At 35.8% G+C, this 25970-nt stretch carries 28 protein-coding genes; 11 read left to right on the top strand and 17 right to left on the bottom strand.

What is annotated here, in order from left to right; genetic code table 11:
• Positions 1–73 precede the first annotated feature (73 nt).
• The 7 genes from ABD692_RS06135 (at position 74) to ABD692_RS06105 (ending at position 8602) form a co-directional block, all read left to right on the top strand.
• On the top strand, positions 74–490 hold the full coding sequence (locus tag ABD692_RS06135; protein WP_344765862.1) for a DUF1801 domain-containing protein: 417 nt from the start codon (positions 74–76) through the stop codon (positions 488–490).
• Positions 491–729: 239 nt separating this feature from the next.
• Complete coding sequence (locus ABD692_RS06130; RefSeq protein ID WP_344765860.1) at positions 730–3147, top strand: alpha/beta hydrolase family protein; 2418 nt, start codon at positions 730–732, stop codon at positions 3145–3147.
• 159 nt (positions 3148–3306) lie between these two features.
• Positions 3307–4188, top strand: a complete 882-nt coding sequence (locus ABD692_RS06125; RefSeq protein ID WP_344765858.1) for a DnaJ C-terminal domain-containing protein — start codon at positions 3307–3309, stop codon at positions 4186–4188.
• 149 nt (positions 4189–4337) lie between these two features.
• Positions 4338–5912, top strand: coding sequence for a helicase HerA-like domain-containing protein (locus ABD692_RS06120; RefSeq protein WP_344765856.1), 1575 nt, complete (start codon positions 4338–4340; stop codon positions 5910–5912).
• A 9-nt stretch (positions 5913–5921) separates the two neighbouring features.
• Positions 5922–6578: a hypothetical protein gene (locus ABD692_RS06115; protein WP_344765854.1), complete on the top strand. Its 657-nt coding sequence runs from the start codon at positions 5922–5924 to the stop codon at positions 6576–6578.
• Positions 6579–6635: 57 nt separating this feature from the next.
• Positions 6636–7535, top strand: a complete 900-nt coding sequence (locus ABD692_RS06110) for a nucleotidyltransferase family protein (protein WP_316764499.1) — start codon at positions 6636–6638, stop codon at positions 7533–7535.
• Positions 7526–8602, top strand: coding sequence for a phosphotransferase enzyme family protein (locus ABD692_RS06105; protein ID WP_344765853.1), 1077 nt, complete (start codon positions 7526–7528; stop codon positions 8600–8602). Before ABD692_RS06110 ends, ABD692_RS06105 begins: the two co-directional genes overlap by 10 nt.
• A gap of 653 nt (positions 8603–9255) precedes the next feature.
• Here the strand turns inward: ABD692_RS06105 and dnaK are convergent.
• A complete protein-coding gene (dnaK, locus tag ABD692_RS06100) occupies positions 9256–11160 on the bottom strand; it encodes a molecular chaperone DnaK (protein ID WP_316764507.1) in 1905 nt (634 codons plus the stop codon).
• 848 nt (positions 11161–12008) lie between these two features.
• Between dnaK and ABD692_RS06095 the strand changes: the two genes are divergently transcribed.
• Both ABD692_RS06095 and ABD692_RS06090 read left to right on the top strand, forming a co-directional pair.
• A complete protein-coding gene (locus ABD692_RS06095; protein WP_344765851.1) occupies positions 12009–12371 on the top strand; it encodes a DUF1304 domain-containing protein in 363 nt (120 codons plus the stop codon).
• Positions 12372–12380: 9 nt separating this feature from the next.
• On the top strand, positions 12381–12956 hold the full coding sequence (locus tag ABD692_RS06090; RefSeq protein WP_344765850.1) for a murein L,D-transpeptidase catalytic domain-containing protein: 576 nt from the start codon (positions 12381–12383) through the stop codon (positions 12954–12956).
• 144 nt (positions 12957–13100) lie between these two features.
• Here the strand turns inward: ABD692_RS06090 and ABD692_RS06085 are convergent, their stop codons facing one another.
• Entirely contained in the window at positions 13101–14303 is a 1203-nt protein-coding gene (locus ABD692_RS06085) for a class I SAM-dependent methyltransferase (RefSeq protein ID WP_344765849.1), read from the bottom strand.
• A gap of 283 nt (positions 14304–14586) precedes the next feature.
• Between ABD692_RS06085 and ABD692_RS06080 the strand changes: the two genes are divergently transcribed.
• Together ABD692_RS06080 and ABD692_RS06075 are read left to right on the top strand one after the other, a co-directional pair.
• Positions 14587–16323 carry a GMC family oxidoreductase gene (locus tag ABD692_RS06080; RefSeq protein WP_316764518.1) on the top strand — a complete coding sequence of 579 codons (1737 nt, stop codon included), beginning with the start codon at positions 14587–14589 and terminating at the stop codon, positions 16321–16323.
• Between the two features lie 5 nt (positions 16324–16328).
• Complete coding sequence (locus ABD692_RS06075) at positions 16329–16964, top strand: gluconate 2-dehydrogenase subunit 3 family protein (protein ID WP_344765846.1); 636 nt, start codon at positions 16329–16331, stop codon at positions 16962–16964.
• A 49-nt stretch (positions 16965–17013) separates the two neighbouring features.
• Here the strand turns inward: ABD692_RS06075 and ABD692_RS06070 are convergent, their stop codons facing one another.
• The 15 genes from ABD692_RS06070 to rplF all read right to left on the bottom strand — a co-directional run bounded on the left by ABD692_RS06070 (position 17014) and on the right by rplF (position 25963).
• The gene (locus ABD692_RS06070) at positions 17014–17859 is read right to left on the bottom strand and encodes a glycoside hydrolase domain-containing protein (protein ID WP_344765844.1); all 846 of its coding nucleotides are present in this window, start codon (positions 17857–17859) and stop codon (positions 17014–17016) included.
• A 90-nt stretch (positions 17860–17949) separates the two neighbouring features.
• Positions 17950–18483 carry a 50S ribosomal protein L17 gene (gene rplQ, locus ABD692_RS06065; RefSeq protein WP_344765842.1) on the bottom strand — a complete coding sequence of 178 codons (534 nt, stop codon included), beginning with the start codon at positions 18481–18483 and terminating at the stop codon, positions 17950–17952.
• 133 nt (positions 18484–18616) lie between these two features.
• On the bottom strand, positions 18617–19609 hold the full coding sequence (locus tag ABD692_RS06060; RefSeq protein WP_056097531.1) for a DNA-directed RNA polymerase subunit alpha: 993 nt from the start codon (positions 19607–19609) through the stop codon (positions 18617–18619).
• An 85-nt stretch (positions 19610–19694) separates the two neighbouring features.
• Entirely contained in the window at positions 19695–20303 is a 609-nt protein-coding gene (rpsD, locus tag ABD692_RS06055; RefSeq protein WP_109929312.1) for a 30S ribosomal protein S4, read from the bottom strand.
• Between the two features lie 62 nt (positions 20304–20365).
• Positions 20366–20755, bottom strand: a complete 390-nt coding sequence (gene rpsK, locus ABD692_RS06050) for a 30S ribosomal protein S11 (protein ID WP_025145207.1) — start codon at positions 20753–20755, stop codon at positions 20366–20368.
• Positions 20756–20777: 22 nt separating this feature from the next.
• Complete coding sequence (rpsM, locus tag ABD692_RS06045; protein WP_056869760.1) at positions 20778–21155, bottom strand: 30S ribosomal protein S13; 378 nt, start codon at positions 21153–21155, stop codon at positions 20778–20780.
• Between the two features lie 70 nt (positions 21156–21225).
• Complete coding sequence (gene rpmJ / locus ABD692_RS06040; protein ID WP_010599887.1) at positions 21226–21342, bottom strand: 50S ribosomal protein L36; 117 nt, start codon at positions 21340–21342, stop codon at positions 21226–21228.
• 1 nt (position 21343) lies between these two features.
• Positions 21344–21562: a translation initiation factor IF-1 gene (gene infA, locus ABD692_RS06035; protein ID WP_010599888.1), complete on the bottom strand. Its 219-nt coding sequence runs from the start codon at positions 21560–21562 to the stop codon at positions 21344–21346.
• A 71-nt stretch (positions 21563–21633) separates the two neighbouring features.
• Positions 21634–22419 carry a type I methionyl aminopeptidase gene (gene map / locus ABD692_RS06030; protein WP_344765831.1) on the bottom strand — a complete coding sequence of 262 codons (786 nt, stop codon included), beginning with the start codon at positions 22417–22419 and terminating at the stop codon, positions 21634–21636.
• A 9-nt stretch (positions 22420–22428) separates the two neighbouring features.
• Complete coding sequence (gene secY / locus ABD692_RS06025; RefSeq protein WP_316764547.1) at positions 22429–23769, bottom strand: preprotein translocase subunit SecY; 1341 nt, start codon at positions 23767–23769, stop codon at positions 22429–22431.
• Between the two features lie 7 nt (positions 23770–23776).
• Entirely contained in the window at positions 23777–24223 is a 447-nt protein-coding gene (rplO, locus tag ABD692_RS06020) for a 50S ribosomal protein L15 (RefSeq protein WP_316764550.1), read from the bottom strand.
• A 102-nt stretch (positions 24224–24325) separates the two neighbouring features.
• Positions 24326–24505: a 50S ribosomal protein L30 gene (rpmD, locus tag ABD692_RS06015; protein ID WP_010599892.1), complete on the bottom strand. Its 180-nt coding sequence runs from the start codon at positions 24503–24505 to the stop codon at positions 24326–24328.
• A 4-nt stretch (positions 24506–24509) separates the two neighbouring features.
• Complete coding sequence (rpsE, locus tag ABD692_RS06010; protein WP_010599893.1) at positions 24510–25028, bottom strand: 30S ribosomal protein S5; 519 nt, start codon at positions 25026–25028, stop codon at positions 24510–24512.
• 18 nt (positions 25029–25046) lie between these two features.
• On the bottom strand, positions 25047–25400 hold the full coding sequence (gene rplR, locus ABD692_RS06005) for a 50S ribosomal protein L18 (protein WP_316764554.1): 354 nt from the start codon (positions 25398–25400) through the stop codon (positions 25047–25049).
• A gap of 5 nt (positions 25401–25405) precedes the next feature.
• Positions 25406–25963 (bottom strand): 50S ribosomal protein L6, encoded by a 558-nt coding sequence (gene rplF, locus ABD692_RS06000; protein WP_316764557.1) that lies wholly within the window; start codon positions 25961–25963, stop codon positions 25406–25408.
• Positions 25964–25970 lie beyond the last annotated feature (7 nt).

Raw genomic sequence — 25970 nt, 5'->3', positions numbered from 1 at the left:
ATCGATAATATTTTAGGCTTGAAGTTAACTCTTCAGGCCTTTTTTATTACTTTAGTTATTTAACCTTTTAAATATGGCTCAGAACAAAACCACAGAAAACGAGAATGATGTAGTTTCATTTCTAAATACTGTTGAGGATGAACAGAAGCGAAAAGATAGTTTTGAATTAATTAAAATATTTGAAGAAGCTTCTTCTTTTAAAGCAAAAATGTGGGGTACTGCAATTATTGGATTTGGCAGCTACCACTATAAATATGCAAGTGGTAGAGAAGGCGATGCTCCATTAGCTGGTTTTTCGCCGAGAAAAGACTCAATTTCTCTTTATCTCACATCGGAGTTAAATGAAAAAGAAAAGCTTTTGGCTGAATTTGGTAAACATAAAACAGCGAAGGCCTGCATTTACATTAAAAAACTGAGTGATATAGATGTTAAAATTCTGCAGAAACTGATTGTTAATTCGATAGCGCATATTAAAAGTTTATACGATTAGGTTTTTAGCAGCCGAATAGCAATCTATTGCAAAATAAACCTGATTGAACGGTTAGCCCGCAGCCCATTTTTTTTGGGCGAGGACTATTAGTGAAAGCAGGGCTGATAAACCAAAAGAACCACAGGTTTTGCTTTTCAGATCCTTTTTAAAACATGTAAATAAGCGGTTACGCGAAGCTTTAGCTCGATTTAATTTACAATATTTGATTGTTCTTTAAGATCAAATAACCAAACTGGATTATGTTAAAAAAACTACACCTCTATTTTTTAATAGCTGGCACCTGTGTTTCGTTAAATGCCGCTGCACAAGATGCTGTTAGCTACCAAACGCCACCAAAAGAAATTGCCGATTTATTGCTTGCCAAACCAACTCCTGGTGTAAGTATTGATGATAAAGCGGAATGGATTTTATTCAGCGAAAGAAATTCTTATCCATCGGTAGAAGAATTAGCAATGCCCGAATACCGCATTGCAGGGTTACGTTTAAACCCGAATAATTATTCTCCAAGCCGTATTACTTACATTAATAATTTTAGCTTAAAAAACATTAAAACGGATAAGACATTTCCTGTTACGGGCTTACCGACTCCATTATATGCAAGTAATATTAGCTGGAACCCGGCACAAAATAAAATTGCATTTACCCATACCACACAAAAAGGTGTTGACCTTTATATAATTGATTTGGCAACCAAGAAAGCAACTAAAACCAACAAAGCTTTTTTAAATGTTGTTTTAGGTAGTGGATTAACATGGTTAAATGATAATACCATTATGTATAGAGCGGTTACAAAACCTGCAAGTGCTGCGCCAGTAAAACCTTTAATGCCAAAAGGACCAACAGTTCAGCAGAATTTGGGTAAGGCGGCTCCAAGTCCAACTTATCAGGATTTAATAAAATCGCCTTTTGATGAGCAGCTTTTCGAATTCTTTGCAACTTCGCAATTGGTGAAAAATACAGCTGGTGTTGAAACACCAATTGGTAAACCTGCAATTTATTCTTCGGTAAGTTTATCGCCAGATAAAAGCTATATGCTTATTGAAACCATCCGCAAACCGTTCTCTTACTTGGTTACGGCACGCGGATTTCCATCTACAGTTACCATTACCGATTTAGCTGGAAAAGCAGTTAAAGTGTTAGCAGAATTGCCATCGGCAGAAGGAACACCTTCGGGTTATGATAATACACAAAATGTGGTTCGTGGTTTTGATTGGCGTGATGACCAACCTGCAACTATTGTGTGGTCTAAACCTTTAGATAGTGGTTTAATTAAGAAAAACGTACCATTCCATGATGCTGTTTATGCATTAAGTGCTCCGTTTACTGGTACAGAAAAAGAGCTATTCAAAACTAAAACCCGTTATCGCGGCATACAATGGGGCGATGCTAATTTGGCATTGGTAATGGAAGGTTTGCGAAGTAAACAAACCAATACAGTAAATACTTACAACCCAACAACCGGGGCATTGGAAGAACTTTATACCCGTAATCAAACCGATGCCTATGGTAACCCAGGAACACCAGTTACTACAAAAAACAAATATGGTCGTTCGGTTATTCGTACCGTAGATAACGGCACTAAACTTTTAATGAATAATACTGTTGGATCATCAGATAAAGGAGATTTACCTTTCCTTGCAAAGTTTGATTTAGCAACGAAGAAAAATGATATTATTTGGCGCAGTGCCGAAGGTACATTTGAATATGTTAGTGATGTAATTGATGCTGATAAACTGGTTTTACTTACCCGTAAAGAGAGCCAGAAATTAGTGCCTAATTATTACATTAAAAATTTAGTACTTCGCATTGCTGACAGACCTGTAACAGCTTTTGCTAATCCTTATCCATCGTTAGATGGCATAACAAAAGAAAAAATTTCTTATAAACGTGCTGATGGTGTTGATTTAACAGGAGACCTGTACTTACCAAAAGGATACAATAAAGAGAAAGATGGTGCTTTGCCTGCAATTATATGGGCATATCCACGCGAATTTAACTCGGCTGCAGATGCCGCACAGATTCGTGGATCGAAAGACAAGTTTACAGCAATTGCATGGGGTTCGCCAATTTATTGGGTAACTCGTGGTTACGCTGTTTTAGATAATGCAGAAATGCCTATTGTTGCTAAAGACGGTAAAAAACCAAACGATACTTTTGTGGATCAGTTAAGTTTAAATGCAGAAGCAGCTATTAATAAATTATCAGATTTAGGTGTTGGAGATCGAAAACGTATGGCAGTTGGTGGCCACAGCTACGGTGCATTTATGACGGCAAACCTTTTAGCGCACACTAATTTATTTGCAGCAGGTATTGCTCGTAGTGGCGCCTACAATCGTACGCTTACTCCTTTTGGTTTCCAAAATGAAGACCGTACGTATTGGGAAGTTCCTCAATTATATTATGAAATGAGCCCTTTCAGCTATGCTGATAAAATTAAAACACCATTACTATTAATACACGGTGACTCTGATGACAATACCGGTACTTATCCGATTAATAGTGAGCGTTTATTTGCAGCCATTAAAGGTTTAGGTGGTACTGTTAGATTTGTATTTATGCCATTTGAGGCTCACGGTTATCGTGGTAAAGAAAACATATTACATGTACTTTGGGAGCAAGACCAATGGTTAGAGAAATATGTAAAAAACAAGAAGTAAAATTCCCTTTTCTGTCTATAAAAAGCCCCGATCGGGGCTTTTTTTTTAAGATTAAGATTATAAAACCTAGGTTTAAAACTTAGCATTGTTTGGTTATAATGTCTAATTTTGCATTTCAATCAAAACCCGAACGTTTAAAACAGTTTTTGTTTATTTATTATGGATTACATCGATTACTACAAAGTTCTTGAAATTAAGAAAGATGCCTCGGCAGATGAGATTAAAAAAGCATACCGAAAGCTTGCCCGAAAATATCATCCCGATTTAAATCCAAATAATGAAGAAGCCAATAAAAAATTTCAGCAGATAAATGAAGCTAATGAAGTTTTAAGTGATACTGAAAAACGCAAAAAATATGATCAATACGGTCAGAATTGGCAAAATGCAGATCAGTTTAACTCACAACGCCAAAGATCGCAAGGTGGTGGTTTCGGCGGAGGGTTTTCTGGAGGTGGATTTGGTGGCAGTGATTTTTCTGATTTCTTTTCATCGATGTTCGGTGGTGGCGGAAGCAGAAGTAACAGCCGTTCGCCATTTAAAGGCCAGGATTTTACTACGGAATTGAATTTAAATTTATTAGACGCCTACACTACACACAAACAAACGCTTAATGTAAACGGAAAGCAAGTTCGCATAAACATTCCTGCAGGTGTAGAAAACGGACAAAAAATAAAACTTCCAGGTTATGGCGCTCCAGGACCAAACAATGGCCCTGCAGGCGATTTATTTATTACTTTTAATATTGCCGAACATCCTAAATTTAAAAGAAAAGGTAATGATATTTACCTGCAAGAAAATGTTGATTTATACAAAGCCATTTTAGGTGGTGAGAAAATTGTAGAAACATTAAATGGCAAGGTAAAACTTAATATTCCAGCCGGAACACAACCCGATACAACGTTAAGGTTAAAAGGGAAAGGCTTCCCTGTTTACAAAAAAGAAAGTCATTTTGGAGATTTATACATTAAGTGGCATATAAAATTGCCCACAAATCTTAACGCTGAGCAAAAAGAACTGTTCGAACAGCTTTCTAAACTTTAATCAATTTTGAAAGATTTATTAACAGAACTTATCTGAATCCATCATTACAAAGAATTACATTGTTTTAAAATGATAGCCTTTTAAGGCCATAATAATAAAATCCTTTTTTTAATATTAGTTTATTAAATTGGGGCTTTAAAATTAAAACAATGAGTGATTCTTCTTTAAAATTTATTGAAAAAATAAAAGCTTCTTACGCCCCTACAGGCTCATATATTTACCTCGGATCTGGTATTTTAGATGGACAGGTTTATGGCGATGCCGAAGTAAATTTATCATTAAAGATGATGAACAGGCATGGCTTAATTGCTGGTGCCACTGGTACTGGAAAAACCCGTACACTTCAATTGCTAGCTGAGCAACTTTCTGATGCAGGTGTTCCTGTTTTCATGCTCGATGTTAAAGGCGATTTATCAGGATTAAATCAACCAGGGAGCGTTAACCCTAAAATAGAAGAGCGTGCAGCTCAGTTAAAAAAACCATTTACACCTTCAGGCTTTCCTGTAGAGATTTATTCGCTTTCAGGAAAATTAGGTGCGCAAATGCGTGCAACCGTTTTAGAATTTGGGCCAACACTTTTATCTAAAGTGTTAGATTTAAATGATACACAATCTGGCGTTATGGCTGTTATTTTCAAATATGCTGATGATAACAAAATGCCAATTATCGATCTTAATGATTTAAAAAAGTTAGTTTCTTATTTATCAGAAGGTGCGGGAGCGGCAGAAATAAAAGAAAGTTATGGTACCATTTCTACCGCAACATCTGGCACTATTTTAAGAAAAATTGTTGCCATCGAACAACAAGGCTTATCGGGTATGTTTGGCGAAAAATCTTTTGATTCAGAGGATTTATTCGAACGTGTAGATGGTAAAGGCGTAATCAGTCTTTTAAATATTGCTGATGTTCAAAATCAACCCGTTTTATACTCTACTTTTTTATTGAGTTTGCTTGCAGAGCTTTTTAATACTTTACCCGAAGTTGGCGATTTAGATAAACCGAAATTGGTTTTCTTTTTTGATGAAGCCCACTTACTTTTCAACAATTCTTCGAAAACATTTTTAGAGCAAATTGAAACCATCATCCGGTTAATCCGATCGAAAGGTGTGGGCGTTTTCTTTTGTACGCAATCTCCAACCGATGTACCTGAGAGTGTATTGGGCCAATTAGGAAACCGTGTGCAGCATGCTTTAAGAGCTTTTACGCCAAACGATGTAGATGCACTTAAAAAAACAGTAAATACATACCCTAAATCAGCTTTTTATCAAATTGATCAGGTTTTAACTTCTTTAGGTACGGGACAGGCATTGGTTACTGTGTTAAACGAAAAAGGAATTCCAACGGAAGTTTCGGCCACCATGCTTACTCCGCCCAGGGCTGTGATGGGGCCATTAACCTCTGCCGATTTCGATAAAGTAGTAACAGGTAGTGCGATGTATACAAAATACAAAGACCCAATCGACCCTGAAAGTGCTTATGATATTTTAACAAAAAGAATAAATGAGCGTGTTGCAGCCGAAGCGGAACAAAAACAAGAAGCTGCCGAACAAAAGCAAGCTGAAATAGATAGTAAACCTAAACCAGGCGAAAAAAGTTTAGTTGAGCGGGTTATGGGTGCTACAATAACCCGTCAAATTGGAAAAGAAATAGTTCGTGGACTTTTTGGAATGTTAACAGGAAAAAAAACACGCAGTAAAAGTGGCGGCGGTTTATTTGGGTTTTAAATAGAAATTATGAAAAACTTTCTGTTCTTATTATTTTTCTTTTCTGTTGCAGCAAATGCACAATCAGAAATTCAACCTTTTGGCGACGCTAAAAGGACTCCATTGACCGTAATAAAATATACGGATGTAGAAGGAAACCCATATTTATATAATTTTTGGGTTAAAGGAAAAGTAACCTTAAAGAATGGAAAGATTTATTCAAATGATTCGCTAAAGTACGATCTAATTGATGATAAATTAATCTTCAAAAATGATGACGGAACTTTAATGCATTTTGCAGAGCCTGTTAGAGCATTCGATTTGTTAAGTAAAGATTTAAAGGTTTTACATTTCAGAAATGGTTTACCAGCATCAAATGGATTGAATTCAGAATCGTATTTTCAAATCATCTATGATGGAAAGATTCCTCTTTTTAAACGCACAGGAAAATTCGTTACCGAAAGCAAACAATATAATTCGGCCAGTACAATCAAGTCGTTTAATACAACCTACAACTATTACTTATTACAAAATGAGGCTTTGGTAAAAGTTTCTTTAAATAGGAAAACAATTATTACTTTATTCGGTATTAAAGAAGACCAGCTTAATGATTATTTGAAGCTGGAAAAAATTGACTTTAAAAAAGATGAAGATTTAAATAAATTATTCACATATTTTAATAAATAACTAAAATTAAACGCCACTCTAATCAGAAATTTGATTAGGGATTACTATTTTCGCAATATGAAACCTACCTTATTAATCCTGGCTGCTGGTATGGCAAGCCGTTATGGAAGTATGAAACAAATTGATGGATTCGGACCTAATGGTGAAACCATCATAGATTATTCAATTTACGATGCAATTAACGCTGGATTTGGCAAAGTTGTATTTATTATAAAAGAAGAGTTTGTAGAAAACTTTAAATCAATCTTCGAACCTAAATTAAATGGAAAAATTGAAACGGATTACGTTTTTCAAAATTTCGATTTAAAACAATTTGGTATCGAAGAGGAGATATACAGAGAAAAACCTTGGGGAACTGCCCATGCAATTTTATCTGGCAGAAAAGTAGTTAAAGAACCGTTTTGCGTAATTAATGCTGATGACTATTATGGTTATGATGCATTTAAAAAGATGGTTGATTTCTTAAATGAAGAGGCTACTGACAGCAATTTCTCTATCATAGGTTATGAAATTGGCAAAACGCTTTCAGAATTTGGAGCTGTTTCTCGTGGGGTTTGTAAAGTAGATGCTTCTGGTAACTTAGAAGAAATTATCGAGCGTACAAAGGTTTATCCTAAGGATGGAAAAATCTTTTACGAAGAAGATGGTGAAGAATTTCCATTAGCATTTGAAACACCAGTTTCGATGAATTTCTGGGGCTTCACTCCTGCTGTTTTCAACATTACCGAAAAGCTATTTGTAGAATTTGCAATGGCTAATAAAGATAAACCTAAAGCAGAATTCTTTATCCCGTTAATTGGCGAAAACTTAGTTAAAAGTGGTGAAGCAACTTTTAAAGTTGTTCCTACATCAAACAAATGGTTTGGGGTTACTTACAAAGAAGACAAGCCTTATGTTCAGGATAGTATTGACCAATTGGTTAAGAACGGAACATACCCAGAAAAACTATGGAAATAAATTTAGATCCAGAAGTTTTAAAAGCATACGGGTACACTAAAGAAAATATAAAAATAAATCAAATAGGTACGGGCTTAATTAACCGTACTTATTTGCTTTCGCCCCTATCGGAAGATAAAAAATATATTCTTCAAAATATTAATACTTCTGTTTTTAAAAACCCACAGGCAATTGCAAACAACCTCAAAGCAATCGCCGATTATATTGCTTCTACCTATCCCGATTATCTTTTTATTAAACCTGTTTCTACCGTTGACGGGGATGAACTGGCTTATGTAAATAATGAATATTGGAGAATGTTGCCTTTTGTTGCCAATACCACTTCTTTAGATGTGCTGGATAACGAAAAGCAAGCTTACGAAGCGGCTAAACAATTTGGTAAGCTTAGTCGGCTTTTAAATAAGTTTGATGCTTCAAAACTAGAACCATCAATTCCAGGCTTTCACAATTTGGCTTTACGTTTCGAACAGTTTACGCTGGCTTTAAGCACTGCACCGAAAGAACTTAAAGGTTTGTCGAAGCCTCAAATAGACGATGCATTAGAGCGCAAATATATCCTTGATTTTTTCAAATCCTATTCGCACAGAGTCGATTTTCCCGACCGTGTGATGCACCACGATACCAAAATCAGCAACGTTTTATTAGATAATGAAACTTTTGAAGGTGTTTGCGTGATCGATTTAGATACAATAATGCCTGGTAAATTTATTTCTGATTTAGGCGACATGATGCGTACGTATCTATGTGCCTTTTCTGAAAATGAAACCGATTTGGATAAGGTTAAAATCCGATTATCCTTTTTTGAGGCAACAGTTAAAGGTTATCTTTCTGAAATGAAAAGTATTTTAACAGAAACTGAAAAAGAGCTGGTATTATTTTCTGGAAAGTATATGATTTATATGCAAGCTTTGCGTTTCTTAACTGATTTTTTAAACGGAAACATTTACTACCCTATAAATTATCAAACACAAAATTTAGATAGAGCAAAAAATCAATTTAAATTACTGAGCGAGTTATCTGCAAATGAGAAAGAATTGCAAGACATAATTGAAGAGAATTTAGTTTAGTTTTTTTATCTTCATTTAATGATTAGCAATTTTTTATCCTTTGGTTTGAACAACGGCAATGATGCAATTAGCAGATTCAATTTGCCAGAGTACAGTCTTCGTTTTTAAACCCGACATCAGCGAAAATATTCTTTGTTTCTCGCGGCATGAAAATACTGTCGTGCTGAGGAGGTTAATTTATTTCATAAAAATCGATATTAATGACGTTAAGTTTGGTCATCATTGCGAGATAGGAAGCAATCCTACAGCTTTAAGTGAAATAACCAACGCATTAAGATTGCTTCGTACCTCGCAATGACGGCATAAAAAAAGACGTATTTACTTATTGAACAGCAAAATGGGCGTTCGCTATTAAACTCAAACGAACAGCACAACCTTAATTTATAAACACGATTGTAGCGGCATACTTTTGGTTTTTTCTACCAAAAGATACAGGGAGCGGGGCTGCAATTTCCGAAACGAACCAAACCATTAATTTCCAAAAAAAAATCGTCATTGGGAGATACGAAGCAATCCTACAACTTTAGGTTGAATAACAAGCGCATTAGGGTTATCTTCGTACCTGGTAACCGCAACTCATAAAAAAAGCGCTCCTGAAATTAATCAGGAACGCTTTTATATTGTTATAAATCTTTCGATCTACAATTGAAGATTTATTTTTCTTCTTTCACTTCTTCGAAATCAACATCAGTAACGTTATCACCGCCACCTTGAGGCTGACCATCAGCTTGTGGTTGCTCACCACCTTGAGGCTGACCGCCATCTTTGTACATTTCTTCAGATGCTACGTTCCATGCCGCTTGCAATTCAGCAGAAGCTGCATCGATATCGGCAAAGTTACGAGATAAATGAGCTGCTTTCAATTTCTCTAAACCAGCTTCGATTGGTGCTTTTTTATCAGCAGATAATTTATCACCAAACTCTTTTAATTGTTTCTCGGTAGAGAAGATTAAAGCATCAGCACCATTGATTTTATCAGCTTCTTCTTTTTGCTTAGCATCATCTGCAGCATTAGCTTCCGCTTCTTCTTTCATTTTTTTGATCTCAGCATCAGTTAAACCTGAAGAGGCTTCGATACGGATTTTTTGCTCTTTACCAGTAGCTTTATCTTTTGCACTTACGTGTAGGATACCGTTAGCATCAATATCAAAAGATACTTCTACTTGAGGCACACCACGAGGTGCTGGTGGAATACCATCTAAAATGAAACGACCAATTGTACGGTTTTGACCAGCCATTGGGCGCTCACCTTGTAAGATGTGAATTTCTACTGAAGGCTGGTTATCAGCTGCAGTTGAGAAAGTCTCTGATTTTTTAGTTGGGATAGTTGTGTTAGACTCAATTAATTTAGTCATTACACCACCCATAGTTTCGATACCTAATGATAAAGGCGTAACGTCTAATAACAATACATCTTTTACATCACCAGTTAACACACCACCTTGAATAGCAGCACCAATTGCTACAACTTCATCAGGGTTAACACCTTTACTTGGCTCTTTACCGAAGAAAGCTTTAACAGCATCCTGAATTGCAGGAATACGAGTTGAACCACCAACTAAGATAATCTCATCGATATCGCTTGTGCTTAAACCAGCATTTTTCAAAGCAGATTTACAAGGCTCGATAGTACGTTTAATTAAGCTATCAGCTAATTGCTCAAATTTAGCACGAGATAATGTACGTACTAAGTGTTTAGGGCCGCTAGCATCAGCAGTAATATATGGCAAGTTAATTTCAGTAGAAGTTGTGCTTGATAACTCAATCTTAGCTTTCTCAGCAGCTTCTTTTAAACGTTGTAATGCCATCGGATCTTTTGCAAGGTCCATGCTGTTTTCTGATTTAAACTCGTCAGTTAACCAATCAATAATAATGTGGTCAAAGTCATCACCACCTAAGTGAGTATCACCATCAGTAGATTTTACTTCGAAAACGCCATCACCTAATTCTAACACAGAAACGTCATGTGTACCACCACCACAGTCAAACACAACAATTTTCATGTCTTTGTGTGCTTTATCTAAACCATAAGCTAAAGCAGCTGCAGTTGGCTCGTTAATGATACGTTTTACAGTTAAACCTGCAATTTCGCCTGCTTCTTTAGTAGCCTGACGTTGTGCATCATTAAAGTAAGCTGGTACAGTAATAACCGCTTCAGTAACTTCCTGACCCAAGAAATCTTCAGCAGTTTTTTTCATTTTTTGCAGAATCATTGCAGAAATCTCTTGTGGAGTATATTTTCTGTCGTCGATTTCTACACGAGGTGTATTGTTATCACCTTTAACCACTTTATAAGGCACACGTCCAGCTTCTTTCGAACTTTCGTCGTAGCTGTTACCCATAAAGCGTTTAATCGAATATATCGTTTTTGTTGGGTTGGTTATAGCCTGACGTTTAGCAGGCTCGCCAACTTTACGCTCACCGTTTTCTGCAAAAGCAACAATAGACGGTGTAGTACGTTTACCCTCACTGTTCGCGATAACTACAGGCTCATTGCCCTCCATTACGCTCACGCAAGAGTTTGTTGTTCCTAAGTCTATTCCAATAATTTTTCCCATTGTATTTTTATTTTCTCTTTTTAAAGTATTATAATTTCTACACCTATTAAACAATGCTTGTGCCAATTGGTTTTTGGCAGAAAATATTGCTAAAAGACTGATAAAATGTAAAAAATAGTGCCTTTGTTTACTGACAGCATGACAGAAATAAGGTTAAAGATTAAAGCTGAAAGACTAAAACAAAAGCGAAATTCATTAAAATTATTTTGAAAATGATAATTAGAAGTTCTTAGGGAACACCCGTCCCGCTTCGCTTTACTTCGTTACACTCCGTGCTCGCTTCCGTCGTTTTATTAACTATGTTTATTGCTCTTGGGGAATGAAAGAACTCCCATCTTGGTAATAAACAACCCCGCCCCCTCAATGTCATTAATTTAAGCACAAATGTTGTCAGCCTGAGCGCGGTCGAAGACCAGTTCGATGGTCGAAAACAAAAAAAAATCCGTCCTTCGAGTACTCTCAGGATGACCATTCTTTTTTGTTTACCCTTAAGTTAATGACATTACCCCGCCCCTTCCTTAAAAACAAAGAAGGGAACTTGGCCAGTACATGGTAAAAAATGGTCTATTTCAATTTAAAACAATAAATATCCAATAGAAATTATTTTCAAAAACGGTTTGACGTTTTTTTTACCTAATTAGGCGCAAGCTTTGATAATTCATTAGTATTTATTGTTTTTAACTGTATTCATGAGTTCGCAGAAATGCTCGGTTTTGTTGCTTTTTATCAAGAAAAAGTGAAAAGCCTATCTGGCCTATACAAAGAAAAACCCAAAAAGCCGTTAGTTGAAACCAACGGCAATGATTAACCCAAATTTATTGTATCTTCATTTACCAAATCAAATTAACATGCAATTAGCAGCAGAAATCGTTATCGGCATCGTAGCCGCCATACACATTTACATCATGTGGTTAGAAATGTTTGCATGGACAACCAGAGCACCAAAAGTTTTCAAAACCATTCCTAAAGATTTATTCGTACCTACAAAAACATTAGCGGCAAATCAAGGCTTGTATAACGGCTTTCTGGCTGCTGGCTTAATCTGGTCGCTTTGCATAGATGATCATCACTGGAGATTTTATGTGGCTATATTCTTTTTAACTTGTGTAATTGTAGCGGGCCTATATGGCGCAGCAACTGCTAGTAAAAAGATTCTTTATGTACAATCCATTCCAGCTTTGGTAGCACTGATTTTATTGCATTTGAGGTAAGCAACAAGCATGAAAAACCTCACAATCGTCATCATCCTTTTTACCCTATTCAGTTTTAAACCATCTTATAACCATAAAATAAGTGACCCAAAAATTGCTGAGGCTTTAGCATTTTGCAGGAAAAAGGATATGGATACCACCATTTGTATTATGGTAGATATGAGTATCCATTCGGGTAAAAACAGAATTTTCGTTTACGATTTCAAGAAAAAACAAATCACCGTCGAGGGACTTTGTGCTCACGGCGTAGGCGGCGGAAGTACGGCAACTAAACCTTTTTTTAGTAATGCTATTGGCGGTAACTGCACTTCTTTGGGAAAGTATAAAGTTAAAGGTCGTTCGTACAGCAATTGGGGAATTAATATTCACTATAAAATGCATGGCCTTGAAAAAACAAATAGCAATGCATTCAAGCGGATTGTAGTTTTGCATTCATACACTCCAGTTCCCAATCAAGAAATTTATCCTCAAACCTTATTTGGTCAAAGTGCTGGTTGCCCAGTTTTGGCTGACGAAGTCATGCGTAAAATAGATGCATTTCTAAAAACAAAGAAAAAGCCAGTGTTACTTTGGATTTACGTTTAAAAGCGAATTGCTTTGACATCATAATTCATAAACGATTTTAAACATTAAAAACATATCAGCCCTCTTACATATATTTTCATACATTTCTCATATGTATTTTTTCTAAGCAAGCTCTTGAATAAAATGTTCGTCATTCCAATAACCTTATAGATTTAAAAGTCGCACCAAATGATGATAACCAATACCGAAATACGATTTACTTGCTTTAATCTTCTCTAAAATCTCTGCCTGCCTTTCACTTTCTGCTTTGGTCTTTAAGCTTTCAGCTTTTTTAATCCCCACAACCAATACATTCTTCGGTGTATGAGCATCAGAAATAAATTCAAAAACCTTTGTTTTGTAACCAAAGTATTCTAAAATTAAAGCACGAATTCCGTCGGTAACCATTTCAGCTTGGCGCTCTAAAAAGATGCCATATTTAGTTAAAAACGAAACATCATTCTTCACTTTGTTTTGCTCAATCTCCCTACGAATTTGTTTATGGCAACAAGGCGCAACCACAATTAATTCAGCATTAGCTTTAATCCCTTTAAAAATTGCGTCATCAGTCGCGGTATCGCAGGCATGAAGTGCAATTAACAAATTCACATCTTCGGCATTATAATCTTCAATAGTTCCCTGAACAAAGTTCAATTTATCAAAAGCAGACTTTTCTGCCACAGCATTGCACAAATCAACCATATCCTGGCGGTATTCAACACCAACAACTTCAGAATTTAACTTTAAAACTGAATGCAAGTAATCGTATAAAGCAAAAGTTAAATAACCTTTGCCTGAGCCCATATCGGCAACTTTTTTTATCGTGCCCTCAGGCAGTTCTTTTATTAGGGAACTCAGAATTTCAATATAATGGTTAATCTGCCTAAACTTATCTTGAGCGTTTTTGAAAACTTTTCCATCCGCATCGGTAATCTTTAGTTCAGTTAAATAGGGTTTTGAATCTGGTTTAATCAACCTTATTTTTTCTTGATCATGATTAACCGCAGGGATTTCCTTTGTACTCGCTTTTGTTTCCCTCAAAACAATTTTACCATTATTCAATTCTTCAAAAATCAAATCTCTTTGGGTAGTAAATAATGTTCCAATTTTAAAGCCTGTTCGTAAATATTCAGAAATTAAGTTTACGCCCTCAACAACTGCAAAGTTTTTTACAACATCACGTGTTTTGTAGCGAAAGGTAAAGGCCAATTTATCCTCGCGTTTAATCAAAACTTTACGAACTAAAATTTGCTTTAATAATTCTTCTTCACCTTTGTAATTTCCTAATGAAATTTTAACGAAATCTTTTAAGCTTAAGCTTTCCTCTAAGGCAGAAATAAATTGTTCTATATGTTCTGAAAATACCATTGATAAATTTTAAAGAACAAAGATAAACCAATTTATCTGGAGATAATATTAAGACTTAGAATGTAACAATTGAGCGACTTTTTCATTTATCAAAAACTAAAATTTTCAATAGAAATAAGATCAAATATTCTCTAAACATCAATTAAGAAAACATTGAGGTAATACGATTTAGGAATATCTTAAACTAATATTATCTATAATCATTCCAAAAGATGGCCAACCCTTTTATTTCAAAAAAAAATGCTTTAGATTAGAATATCGTTTTATTTTCTAACCATTACACATGAGTGACTTTCAAATAAAAAAATCGCCTACTGTTTACGATGCCATTGTTGTTGGCTCGGGAGCTGGTGGCGGAATGGCAGCATACGTATTAGCAAATGCTGGCCAAAAAGTTTTAATGCTAGAAGCTGGCCAATACTTTGATCCAAGAATGGATTCTCATCAGCTTAAATGGCCATGGGAATCTCCCCGTCGAGGAGCATCTACAACCAGACCTTTCGGTGATTTTGATGCTTCTTATGGAGGTTGGGAATTAGAAGGCGAACCTTATACTCAAAAGAATAAATCAGAATTTGAGTGGTTTAGATCGCGTATGCTTGGTGGCAGAACGAACCATTGGGGCAGAATTTCTTTGCGAATGGGTCCAGAAGATTTTAAACCTACCGATGGTTTAACCGATGATTGGCCAATAACTTATGCAGACGTTAAACCCTTTTACGATAAGGTTGATCGAATGATTGGTATTTACGGGACCGTTGAAGGCATTGAAAGTGAGCCTGACGGAATTTTCATGAAACCGCCCAAACCAAGATTAAATGAATTATTTATAAAAAAAGGTGCCGAAAAGGCTGGCGTTAAAGTAATTACAGGCCGTGGAGCGGTAATGACTGAATCTATTAAAGGAAACAACGATCGTGCACCTTGTTTCTATTGCGGTCAATGTGGTAGAAGCTGTAAAGTGTATGGCGATTTTTCAGCCTCCTCATGTTTGGTTATTCCTGCTGTAAAAACAGGAAACCTAACCGTAATTACCGATGCAATGGTGCGTGAAGTAATCACAGATAAAGATGGAAATGCAAAGGGCGTTTCATACGTTAACAGAAAAGATTTACAAGAATATCAGGTTAGCGGTAAGTTGGTTATTTTAGGGGCGAGCGCTTGCGAATCAGCTCGTATTCTTTTAAATTCTAAATCTTCGGCACACCCAGGCGGTTTGGCAAATAGCAGCGGTGTTGTTGGAAAATATTTACACGATTCTACAGGTGCGGGTGTTTCTGGCTTTTTACCGCAATTAATGGATCGAAAACGTTATAACGAGGACGGTTTAGGAAGTGTGCATATTTATTCGCCTTGGTGGCTTGATAATAAAAAATTAAACTTTCCAAGAGGCTATCATATTGAATATGGTGGCGGTATGGGCATGCCTTCTTATGGATTCGGAGGTGGCGTTTCTAAAATAAATGGTATGGTACCAGATCGAAACGGAAAAATGAAAGATGCAGGAGGTTACGGCAAATCATTAAAAGATGATTATCGCCGTTTCTATGGAACTGGAGTTGGTATGGCAGGCCGCGGCACTGCAATCGCCAGAGCAGATAATTATTGCGAAATAGATCCGAATATGGTTGATAAGTACGGCATTCCAGTATTAAGGTTCAATTATAAATGGGCAAAAGAAGAAATTTTGCAAGCTAAGCATATGCAAGAAACTTTCCTTTCGATAATGAAAGAAATGGGTGCCGTTGTAACTTCAGAAATTCATGGAGCGGATACAAACTACGGTTTGTTAAATCCAGGAAAAATTATTCACGAAGTAGGTACAATTCGCATGGGCGATGATCCTAAAAAATCTGCATTAAACAAATATTGCCAGGCACACGACTGCAAAAACCTTTTTGTAGTAGATGCTGGTCCGTTTGTTCAACAAGGTGATAAAAATGCAACCTGGACAATTTTAGCCTTATCAATGAGAACGGCCGAATATATTTTGGCACAAAAGAAAAAACAAAACATTTAAGAATTATGAACAGACGTGATTCCATAAAAGCATTAGGCTTAACCGCTTTAAGCACAACTGTGCTGATAGAAGCCTGTAAACAACCCGAAACTAAAACCGAAGTAGCTGCTACCGCAGAAGAGCCCGCTAAAGAAGCTGGTAGAGAGCAATGGGAAATTGATAGGGATAAGAAATTAAAATCTGAAACATTTTTCACAAAGCACGAAATGGCTACAATAACTGTTTTGGCAGATATTATTATTCCAAAGGATGATGTTTCAGGTAGTGCATCAGATGCTAAAGTACCCGAGTTTATAGAATTTATTGTAAAAGACATACCCGAACATAAAGTACCAATGCGTGGTGGCCTAAAATGGTTAGATATTTACTGCTTTAATAAATTCCAGAAATCATTTGTAGAAGCTTCTGATAAGGAACAAATTTCTATAGTCGATGAAATTGCTTATCCGAAAAAAGCGAGGCCAGAAATGCAAGCTGGTGTAGCTTTCTTTAATAAAATGCGTGATTTAACCGCTTCAGGTTTTTACACTACCGAAATTGGTGTGAAAGATATTGGGTATGCGGGTAACACACCTAATCAATGGGCTGGCGTGCCCGATGATGTTTTAAAGCAATACGGCATGCAGAATGTGAAGATTTAACCAGTAATTATTTAAAGAGCGAAGCGCGGACTTTCGCTCTTTAAATATTCTATTTTGTGCTTTTTTCGAGCTTACGATATCCTTTAAATTTTTTACCAGGATTAAATACTTTCTTTGAATTTTCTTCCTGTGATAGAATCAAATTACAATCAAAGCTTAATTCTTCACCTTCTTTTAAGTCGATGTTTTCAGTATTAAAATCAAAAAGCATTGAACTGCCTTTAATATTTATTTGGAGTTTACCTTTCCCCTCATTTATCCAACCATTTTTGGTATTAGCATTCTCAAAATCCTTTTTGTTAATTAAACTCACATAAAGTCCCTGTTTTTCATCGCCAATCCAAACTACAGGAGCAGTCTTATCATGATTATTCCACTTCACGGTATCGGGGCGTAAACCTGCTCGTTGATTTAATCCTGCCAAATACTTAGCAGTAGGTTTTTCAAATGGGATGTGAAAGTTAATGCTAGCAAGCCTAACATCTTTTAATGCTGTAACTCTAATTTTATATTTAACTAAGCCATTGGCTAAAATTTCTCCATAAATTTCTTGCTTTAGATCCTCAGAACTACTTACAGCATTCCAAGTAATCGAATCCTTTACTGATGATGTTAAATTAAAATTTAATGGATTTAATTTAATTTGGCTTTTCGGTGTAGTGTAATAATGAAAATGAATGGGTTCATAAAATAACGGTTGGCCTTCATCTGTATGATCCTGACTATGAAATGTGTGAATTTGTTTTAAGAAGCCATCGGAATTAATTTCCACATCAAGACCATTAAGCGTAACTGTATGGTCTTTAATACTTAATTGATTTACAGCTGTTATGTTCTGACCATATCCTAATGCAGTAATAAATAGTGTAAAAAGTGTTAAAATTAGCTTATTCATAATTCGAATGTATAATATTATTCCGTTTGAATATAAACAAAAAAAGTCCTGATCTTTCGAACAGGACTTTTTATCTTAAGGGAAATAAAATTATTCTCCTTTTGGTTCTTCAGTAGCAGGAGCTTCTTCAGTAGTAGCTTCTGGTGCAACTTCTTCAGCAGTTTCAGCTTTCGCTTCTTTAGCTTTTGGAGCAGCAGCAGTTTTGCTTTTACCACGACGAGTAGTTTTCTTCTCTTCTTTAACTTCTACATCTTTACCGTAAACAGTATTGTAATCTACCAATTCAATTAAAGCCATTTCAGCGTTATCACCTGCACGGTTGTTTAATTTAATGATACGAGTGTAACCACCTGGACGGGTTGCAACTTTCTCAGCAATTTCGCGGAATAAAATAGTTACTACTTCTTTATCTTGTAAGTAAGCGAATACAGTACGACGTGAGTGAGTAGTATCACTTTTAGATTTAGTGATAATTGGCTCAACATAAGTACGTAAAGCTTTTGCTTTAGCTAAAGTTGTTGTAATTCTTTTGTGCAAAATAAGTGATGAAGCCATATTAGCTAACATCGCTTTTCTGTGGCTTGCAGTTCTACCTAAGTGGTTTACTTTTTTACCGTGTCTCATTGTTTTTTAATTGAGTGTATACCGTCTCGTTGCAATTAAGCTGAGGGAATTATACACTGTGAAATAATAATTTATTATTAAAGAAATAAGTTATAAGTTTTACGTAATACGTATCAATTATAACCCACAACTCTTACTCTTCGTCTAACTTAAATTTAGACAGGTTCATACCAAATGATAAACCTTTTGATTTTACAAGTTCTTGAATCTCTGTTAGAGATTTTTTACCAAAGTTTCTGAATTTTAACATATCAGCAACATCGTAAGATACTAAATCAGCTAAAGTGCGAATATCAGCCGCTTTTAAGCAGTTTAATGCTCTAACTGAAAGATCCATATCAACTAATTCAGTTTTAAGGATTTTACGCATATGTAAAATTTCCTCATCAACTTCTTTAGTTTCCTCTTTAGCTTGAGATTCTAATACTAAGTTCTCATCAGAGAATAACATAAAGTGTTGGATAAGAATCTTAGCCGCTTCTTTTAATGCTTCTTCTGGATGAATTGAACCATCAGTAGAAATATCTAATACCAATTTCTCGTAATCCGTTTTTTGTTCAACACGGAAGTTTTCAATTGTGTATTTTACGTTTTTCATTGGAGTGTAAATCGAATCGATAGCGATAACACCTACAACAGCATCAGCAACTTTATTCTCTTCAGCAGGTACATAACCACGTCCTTTATTGATGGTTAACTCTACTTCTAAAGTAACAGATTTATCCATGTTGCAAATTACATGCTCAGGATTTAAAACTGTAAAGTTATTAGAGAATTTAGTGATATCACCAGCCTTGAATTGATCTTGACCGTTAACAATGATGAAAACTTTTTCAGCATCACCAGAATCACCTGTTTTCTTAAAACGTACTTGTTTTAAGTTTAAGATAATATCAGTTAAATCTTCTACAACACCTTTCATGGTAGAAAACTCATGCGAAACGCCTGAAAAACGAATAGTAGTAATAGCATAACCTTCTAATGAAGAAAGTAATATTCTTCTTAAGGCATTACCAATTGTTACACCGAAACCGGGCTCTAAAGGACGAAATTCAAATATGCCATCGAAATCAGTTGATTTCTGCATGATCACTTTGTCTGGTTTCTGAAATGCTAAAATTGCCATTTATATTTTTTTAAATTCGTTATTGAATATATAGTAACATGAAAAAAGTTAATTACCCTTTTGAGGTAATTAACTAGATCACTTATTACTTTGAGTATAACTCGATGATTAAGTTTTCCTTAATGTTTTCAGGAATCTCGTCGCGTTGAGGATAAGTTAAGAACTTACCTGTTAACTCACTAGCATTCCACTCTAACCAAGCAAATTTATTAATTGTTCTGCCTGCAACTGAGTTACTAATTGATTCTAAAGATTTAGATTTTTCACGAACCGCAACTACATCACCAGCTTTTAACTGATATGAAGGGATATTTACAACTTCACCATTCACGGTTACGTGTTTATGGCTAACTAACTGGCGTGCACCAGAACGGGTTGTTGCAATACCTAAACGGTATACTGTGTTATCTAAACGTGCTTCTAATAACTGAAGTAAGTTATCACCGGTAATACCAGCACGAGAAGATGCTTTTTTAAACAAGTTACTGAATTGTTTTTCTAATACACCATAAGTATATTTTACTTTTTGTTTCTCCATTAACTGGATAGCATATTCAGATTGTTTTCCTCTTCTTTTTGATGAGCCATGTTGCCCAGGAGGATAATTTTTTCTGTCTAACACCTTATCAGGACCGAAAATTGGTTCTCTGAATTTACGGGCGATTTTTGATTTTGGGCCTGTATATCTTGCCATTTTTTTTTCTGTTTTAAAGTATCATTCGATCTGAAACCGAAGATTCTTAGCTTTAAAATTAATTAAACTCTTCTCTTTTTAGGAGGACGACATCCGTTGTGAGGAAGTGGAGTAATATCTTTAATAGATGTTACTTCGATACCTGCTACTTGTAAAGTTCTGATTGCAGATTCACGACCTGAACCTGGACCTTTTACAAACACTTCAACTTTACGTAAACCTAAATCAAATGCAACTTTACCGCAATCTGAAGCTGCTTGACCAGCTGCATACGGAGTGTTCTTTTTAGAACCTTTAAAGCCCATTTTACCAGCAGACGACCATGAAATGGTTTGTCCGTTGTTGTTTGTTAAGGTAACGATAATGTTGTTGAAAGTAGCATTGATATGCGCCTGACCAACAGACTCAATTACAACGATACGTTTTTTGGTTACTTTTTTACTCTTAGCCATGTTTATTACGTTCTACTAATGATTATTTAGTAGCCTTTTTCTTGTTAGCAACTGTTTTTCTCTTACCCTTACGAGTACGTGAGTTATTTTTTGTACGCTGTCCACGAGAAGGTAAACCTTTTCTGTGACGTAATCCACGGTAACAACCAATATCCATTAAACGTTTAATGTTTAATTGAACCTCTGAGCGTAAAGCACCTTCTACTTTAATCTCATCGTTAATCATTGTACGGATTGCTGATAACTCATCATCAGACCAGTCTTGTACTTTTTTGTTAAGGTCGATACCAGCAGTCGTTAAAATACGTTGTGCAGTTGTTTTACCTATTCCGTAGATATAAGTTAAACCAATCTCTCCTCTTTTGTTTCTTGGTAAATCAATACCTGAAATCCTTGCCATATTTGTTTATGTTTTTTAGTAAGTCTGAACGGCGGGCCACCGTTGTACAGCACATTACAATATTTTCAAATTACCCTTGACGTTGCTTGTATTTTGGATTTTTCTTGTTAATAACGTAAAGTTTACCTTTACGGCGAATAATCTTGCAATCAGCGCTACGTTTTTTAATTGATGATCTAACTTTCATTTTATTTGTATCTATAAGTTATGCGACCTTTTGTTAAATCATAAGGCGACATTTCCAATTTAACTTTATCTCCAGGTAGAATCTTGATGTAGTGCATCCTCATCTTTCCTGAAATGTGCGCAATAATTTCATGCCCGTTCTCGAGTTCTACTCTGAACATTGCATTAGATAATGCTTCTCTTATTACTCCGTCTTGTTCAATTGAGGCTTGTTTAGCCATATTTTGTTGATTGTTACTTAATTAGCTGCTTCTAAACAGGGATGCAAAATTAAATAAAAAATTTTAATTATTTATTTTTTTTGTTGTAAAACTTTTTCTATTAAAGAAAAGGTCGATAAAACATCTGCCTGCCCCTTTTTAATTGCTACTGTGTGTTCAAAATGAGCTGAAGGTTTATTATCCTTACTTGTCACAGTCCATCCATCCTTATGAAACATAATGCCAGCTACACCTGCATTAATCATAGGTTCTATTGCGATAACCATTCCTTCTTCAAGTTTTGGCCCACTCCCACGTTTTCCATAATTGGGAACTTCTGGTTTCTCGTGAAGTTTAACACCCACACCATGTCCTACAAGTTCTCTAACTACTCCAAAACCGTTGTCTTCTGCATGCTGCTGAACGGCAAAACCAATATCACCAGTACGCATCCCAACAACTGCTTTTTCTATCCCAAGTTCAAGGCAACGTTTGGTAACTTCAATTAATTTCTGCTTTTCAGCATCTACCTCTCCTATCGAAAAGGTATATGCTGAATCGCCGAAATAATTATTTTTAATTACACCACAGTCAACCGAGATCAAATCACCTTCCTTAATTACATAATCGCTTGGAAAACCATGAACAACTTGTTCATTTGGCGAAATGCATAAAGAATTTGGAAAACCGTTATAGTTTAGAAATGCAGGAATTGCTCCATTGTCATTTATAAACTCATAAGCTAGTTTATCCAGCTGATTTGTTGTAACACCTGGACCGATAATTTTAGCCACTTCAGCTAAAGTTTTCGAAACAAGTAAAGAACTTTCTCTTATTAACTCAATCTCATCAAGAGACTTGTAATAAATTTTAGACATTATTTATAACTACAACGCAGCGTTGCTACTAGCAGCAGGAACTCCTGTTCTGCCCGTAACACGTCCCGTTTTCATTAAACCGTCATAATGACGCATTAAAAGATAACTTTCAATTTGTTGTAATGTATCTAAAACAACACCCACTAAAATCAATAGCGATGTACCACCAAAGAAGTGAGCAAATTCTTGTTTAATACCGAACTTCACAGCTACCGAAGGCAATACAGCTATAATCGCTAAAAATACTGCTCCTGGGAAAGTGATTTTAGAAATTACATCATCAATAAAAGTTGACGTTGCAAAACCAGGTTTAACACCTGGAATAAAACCACCATTTTTCTTCATATCATCACTCATTTGAGTTGGATTAACCGTAATGGCTGTGTAGAAGAACGTAAAGGCAATAATTAAAAACGCGAAAGTTAAACTGTAAGCTAACGATGTTGTGTTGCTGAATTGGATTAACCATGAACCCTGTAAAGAAGGAACAAATTGAATTAAAGCACCTGGAATAAACATTAATGCTTGCGCAAAAATAATTGGCATTACACCTGCTGCATTAACCTTTAAAGGAATGTATTGACGTACACCACCAAACTGACGATTGCCAACTATCTTTTTTGCATACTGTACAGGCACCTTACGAACGCCTTGTACAATTAAGATAGTAAACATTACAATCGCAAATAAGGCAACAACCTCTAATACTAAAGCAACCGGACCACCACCAGTACTTGCTGCACCTACTTTATCCGAAAACTCCTGGCTAATTGCCTGAGGTAAACGAGCAATGATACCCACCATAATAATTAATGATGTACCATTTCCAATACCTTTATCCGTAATTTTCTCACCTAACCACATCACAAATAATGTACCTGCAGTTAAAACAAATGTAGAAAGAACTAAAAATAAAGTGTTTGGTAATAAAATAGCTTCAGCAGGAACTTGTGTTTTAACATAACCTACTGATTGAACAATTGTGATTGCTACGGTTAAATAGCGGGTAATCTGGTTCATTTTTTTTCTACCACTTTCGCCTTCTTTCTGCATTTTTTGGAAAGAAGGAACAGCAATACCTAATAGTTGCACCACGATGGATGCAGAGATATAAGGCATTACCCCTAAAGCTAAAATAGACACACGAGAGAAAGAACCTCCGGCAAACATATCCAGTAAGCCTAAGATACCTGATTTCTCGTTTGCGCCTAAAACATTAGGATCCACACCTGGTAAAACCACGTGAGATACAAAACGGTATACCAAAAGAATCATGACCGTAAATAATATACGCTCTTTTAATTCTTGAATTTTCCAGATATTACTTAAAGTAGTAAATAGCTTCTTCATTTAATAATTACAATTTTACAATTGAACCACCTGCTGCTTCAATAGCTTTTTGTGCGGTTGCAGAAAACGCATGTGCTGTAATCTCTAATTTTGCTTTTACTTCACCACGACCTAAAATTTTAACTAAGTCATTTTTTGAAGCTAAACCATGCGCTTGTAAAGCAGCGAAATCGATAGTTGTTAAGCTGAATTTTTCAGCTAAAGTTTGTAATACATCTAAGTTTACACCAACATATTCTGTACGGTTAATTGGTTTGAAACCAACTTTAGGCACACGACGTTGTAAAGGCATTTGACCACCTTCAAAACCGATTTTAGTTTTGTGACCAGAACGAGAACCAGCACCTTTGTGACCACGAGTTGAAGTACCACCACGGCCTGAACCTGTACCACGACCAATTCTCTTACTGTTTTTTGTAGAACCTTTTGCAGGTTTTAAAGTATTTAAATTCATTTTTTTGAATTTGTGTTGCCCTTCGCTTTCACTAAACAGGTACAACGATTAAACATATATAAAGCTAGTACAGGCCTTTACCTATACTAGCTTCAAACTTTATTAAATTGCTTCGATAGCTACTAAGTGATTCACTTTGCGAACCATACCGATAATTTGCGGTGTAGCTTCTACTTCAACACTTTGGTTCATTTTTGATAAACCTAAAGCCTGAACGGTTCTTTTTTGGCGCTCGCTTCTGTCGATAACGCTTTTTACTTGTGTTATTTTGATCTTAGCCATGATATTATCCGTTAAAAACTTTATTTAAATCGATACCACGAGTTTGAGCTACTGTATAAGCATCACGCATTTTTGTTAATGCATCAACAGTTGCTTTTACCACGTTGTGAGGATTTGATGAACCTTTAGATTTTGCTAATACGTTATGAACACCAGCACTCTCTAATACAGCACGCATTGCACCACCTGCGATTACACCTGTACCTACTGCTGCTGGTTTGATTAATACAAAGCCACCAGAGAATTTACCGATTTGCTCGTGAGGAACAGTACCGTTTAAAATTGGAACTTTAACTAAGTTCTTTTTAGCATCATCCACACCCTTAGCAATTGCTTCAGTTACTTCTTTCGCTTTACCTAAACCGAAACCAACAACACCGTTTTCATCTCCAACAACAACAATTGCTGAGAAGCTGAAAGTACGACCACCTTTGGTTACTTTGGCAACACGTTGTATACTAACCAAACGATCCTTTAATTCGATATCGGTGGTTTTTACTCTTTTTATATTGATAGTTGACATCTTACTTTTCTTTTCAGATTAAAATACTAGACCAGCTTCGCGGGCACCCTCTGCCAACGATTTAATACGACCGTGGTATAAATAGCCATTTCTATCGAAAACAACTTCTTTAACACCAGCAGCAATTGCTTTTTCTGCTACTAATTTACCTACAGCTACAGATTGGTCACTTTTGTTACCTGTTCCAGAAAAATCTTTTGATAAAGATGATGCTGAAGCTATTGTTGTACCTGTGATGTCGTTAATTACCTGAGCATAAATCCCTTTATTGCTTCTAAATACAGATAACCTTGGACGTTCCTCAGAACCAGTAAGTCTCTTTCTGATCCCTTTTTTAATACGATCTCTTCTTGATAATTTTTTACCTGCCATGATTACTATTTTTTAGATGCTGATTTACCTGCTTTTCTTCTTAACACTTCACCTACAAACTTAATACCTTTACCTTTATAAGGCTCTGGAGCACGTAACGAACGAATTTTCGCAGCTACCTGACCGATAAGTTGTTTATCAATACTTTCTAAAATGATTTTAGGAGTTTGACCTTTTTCTGATGTAGTGGTTACTTTAATCTCTTCTGGTAATTGAAATACGTAATGGTGAGAATAACCTAAAACTAGATCTAATGTATTACCTGCATTTGTAGCACGGTAACCAACACCTACTAATTCTTGAGTTAATTTGTAGCCTTCTGTAACACCAATAACCATATTGTTAAGCAATGAACGGTATAAACCATGTAATGCTTTGTGTTTCTTTTGTTCTGAAGGACGGCTTACATTTAAAATTCCGTCTTCTTGACTTACAGTGATATCTGTATCTACTGCTTGTGTTAATTCACCTTTAGGGCCTTTTACACTTACTACGTTATCTTTAGATACGGTAACTGTAACACCTGAAGGGATTGTAATTGGGGCTTTTCCTATTCTTGACATTGTGCTG

This window comes from Pedobacter ginsengiterrae, assembly GCF_039537385.1.
GTDB classification, from domain to species: Bacteria; Bacteroidota; Bacteroidia; order Sphingobacteriales; family Sphingobacteriaceae; genus Pedobacter; species Pedobacter ginsengiterrae.
Note: the sequence above shows the minus strand (reverse complement) of the source record. Positions and strands in the feature narration are given on the sequence as shown.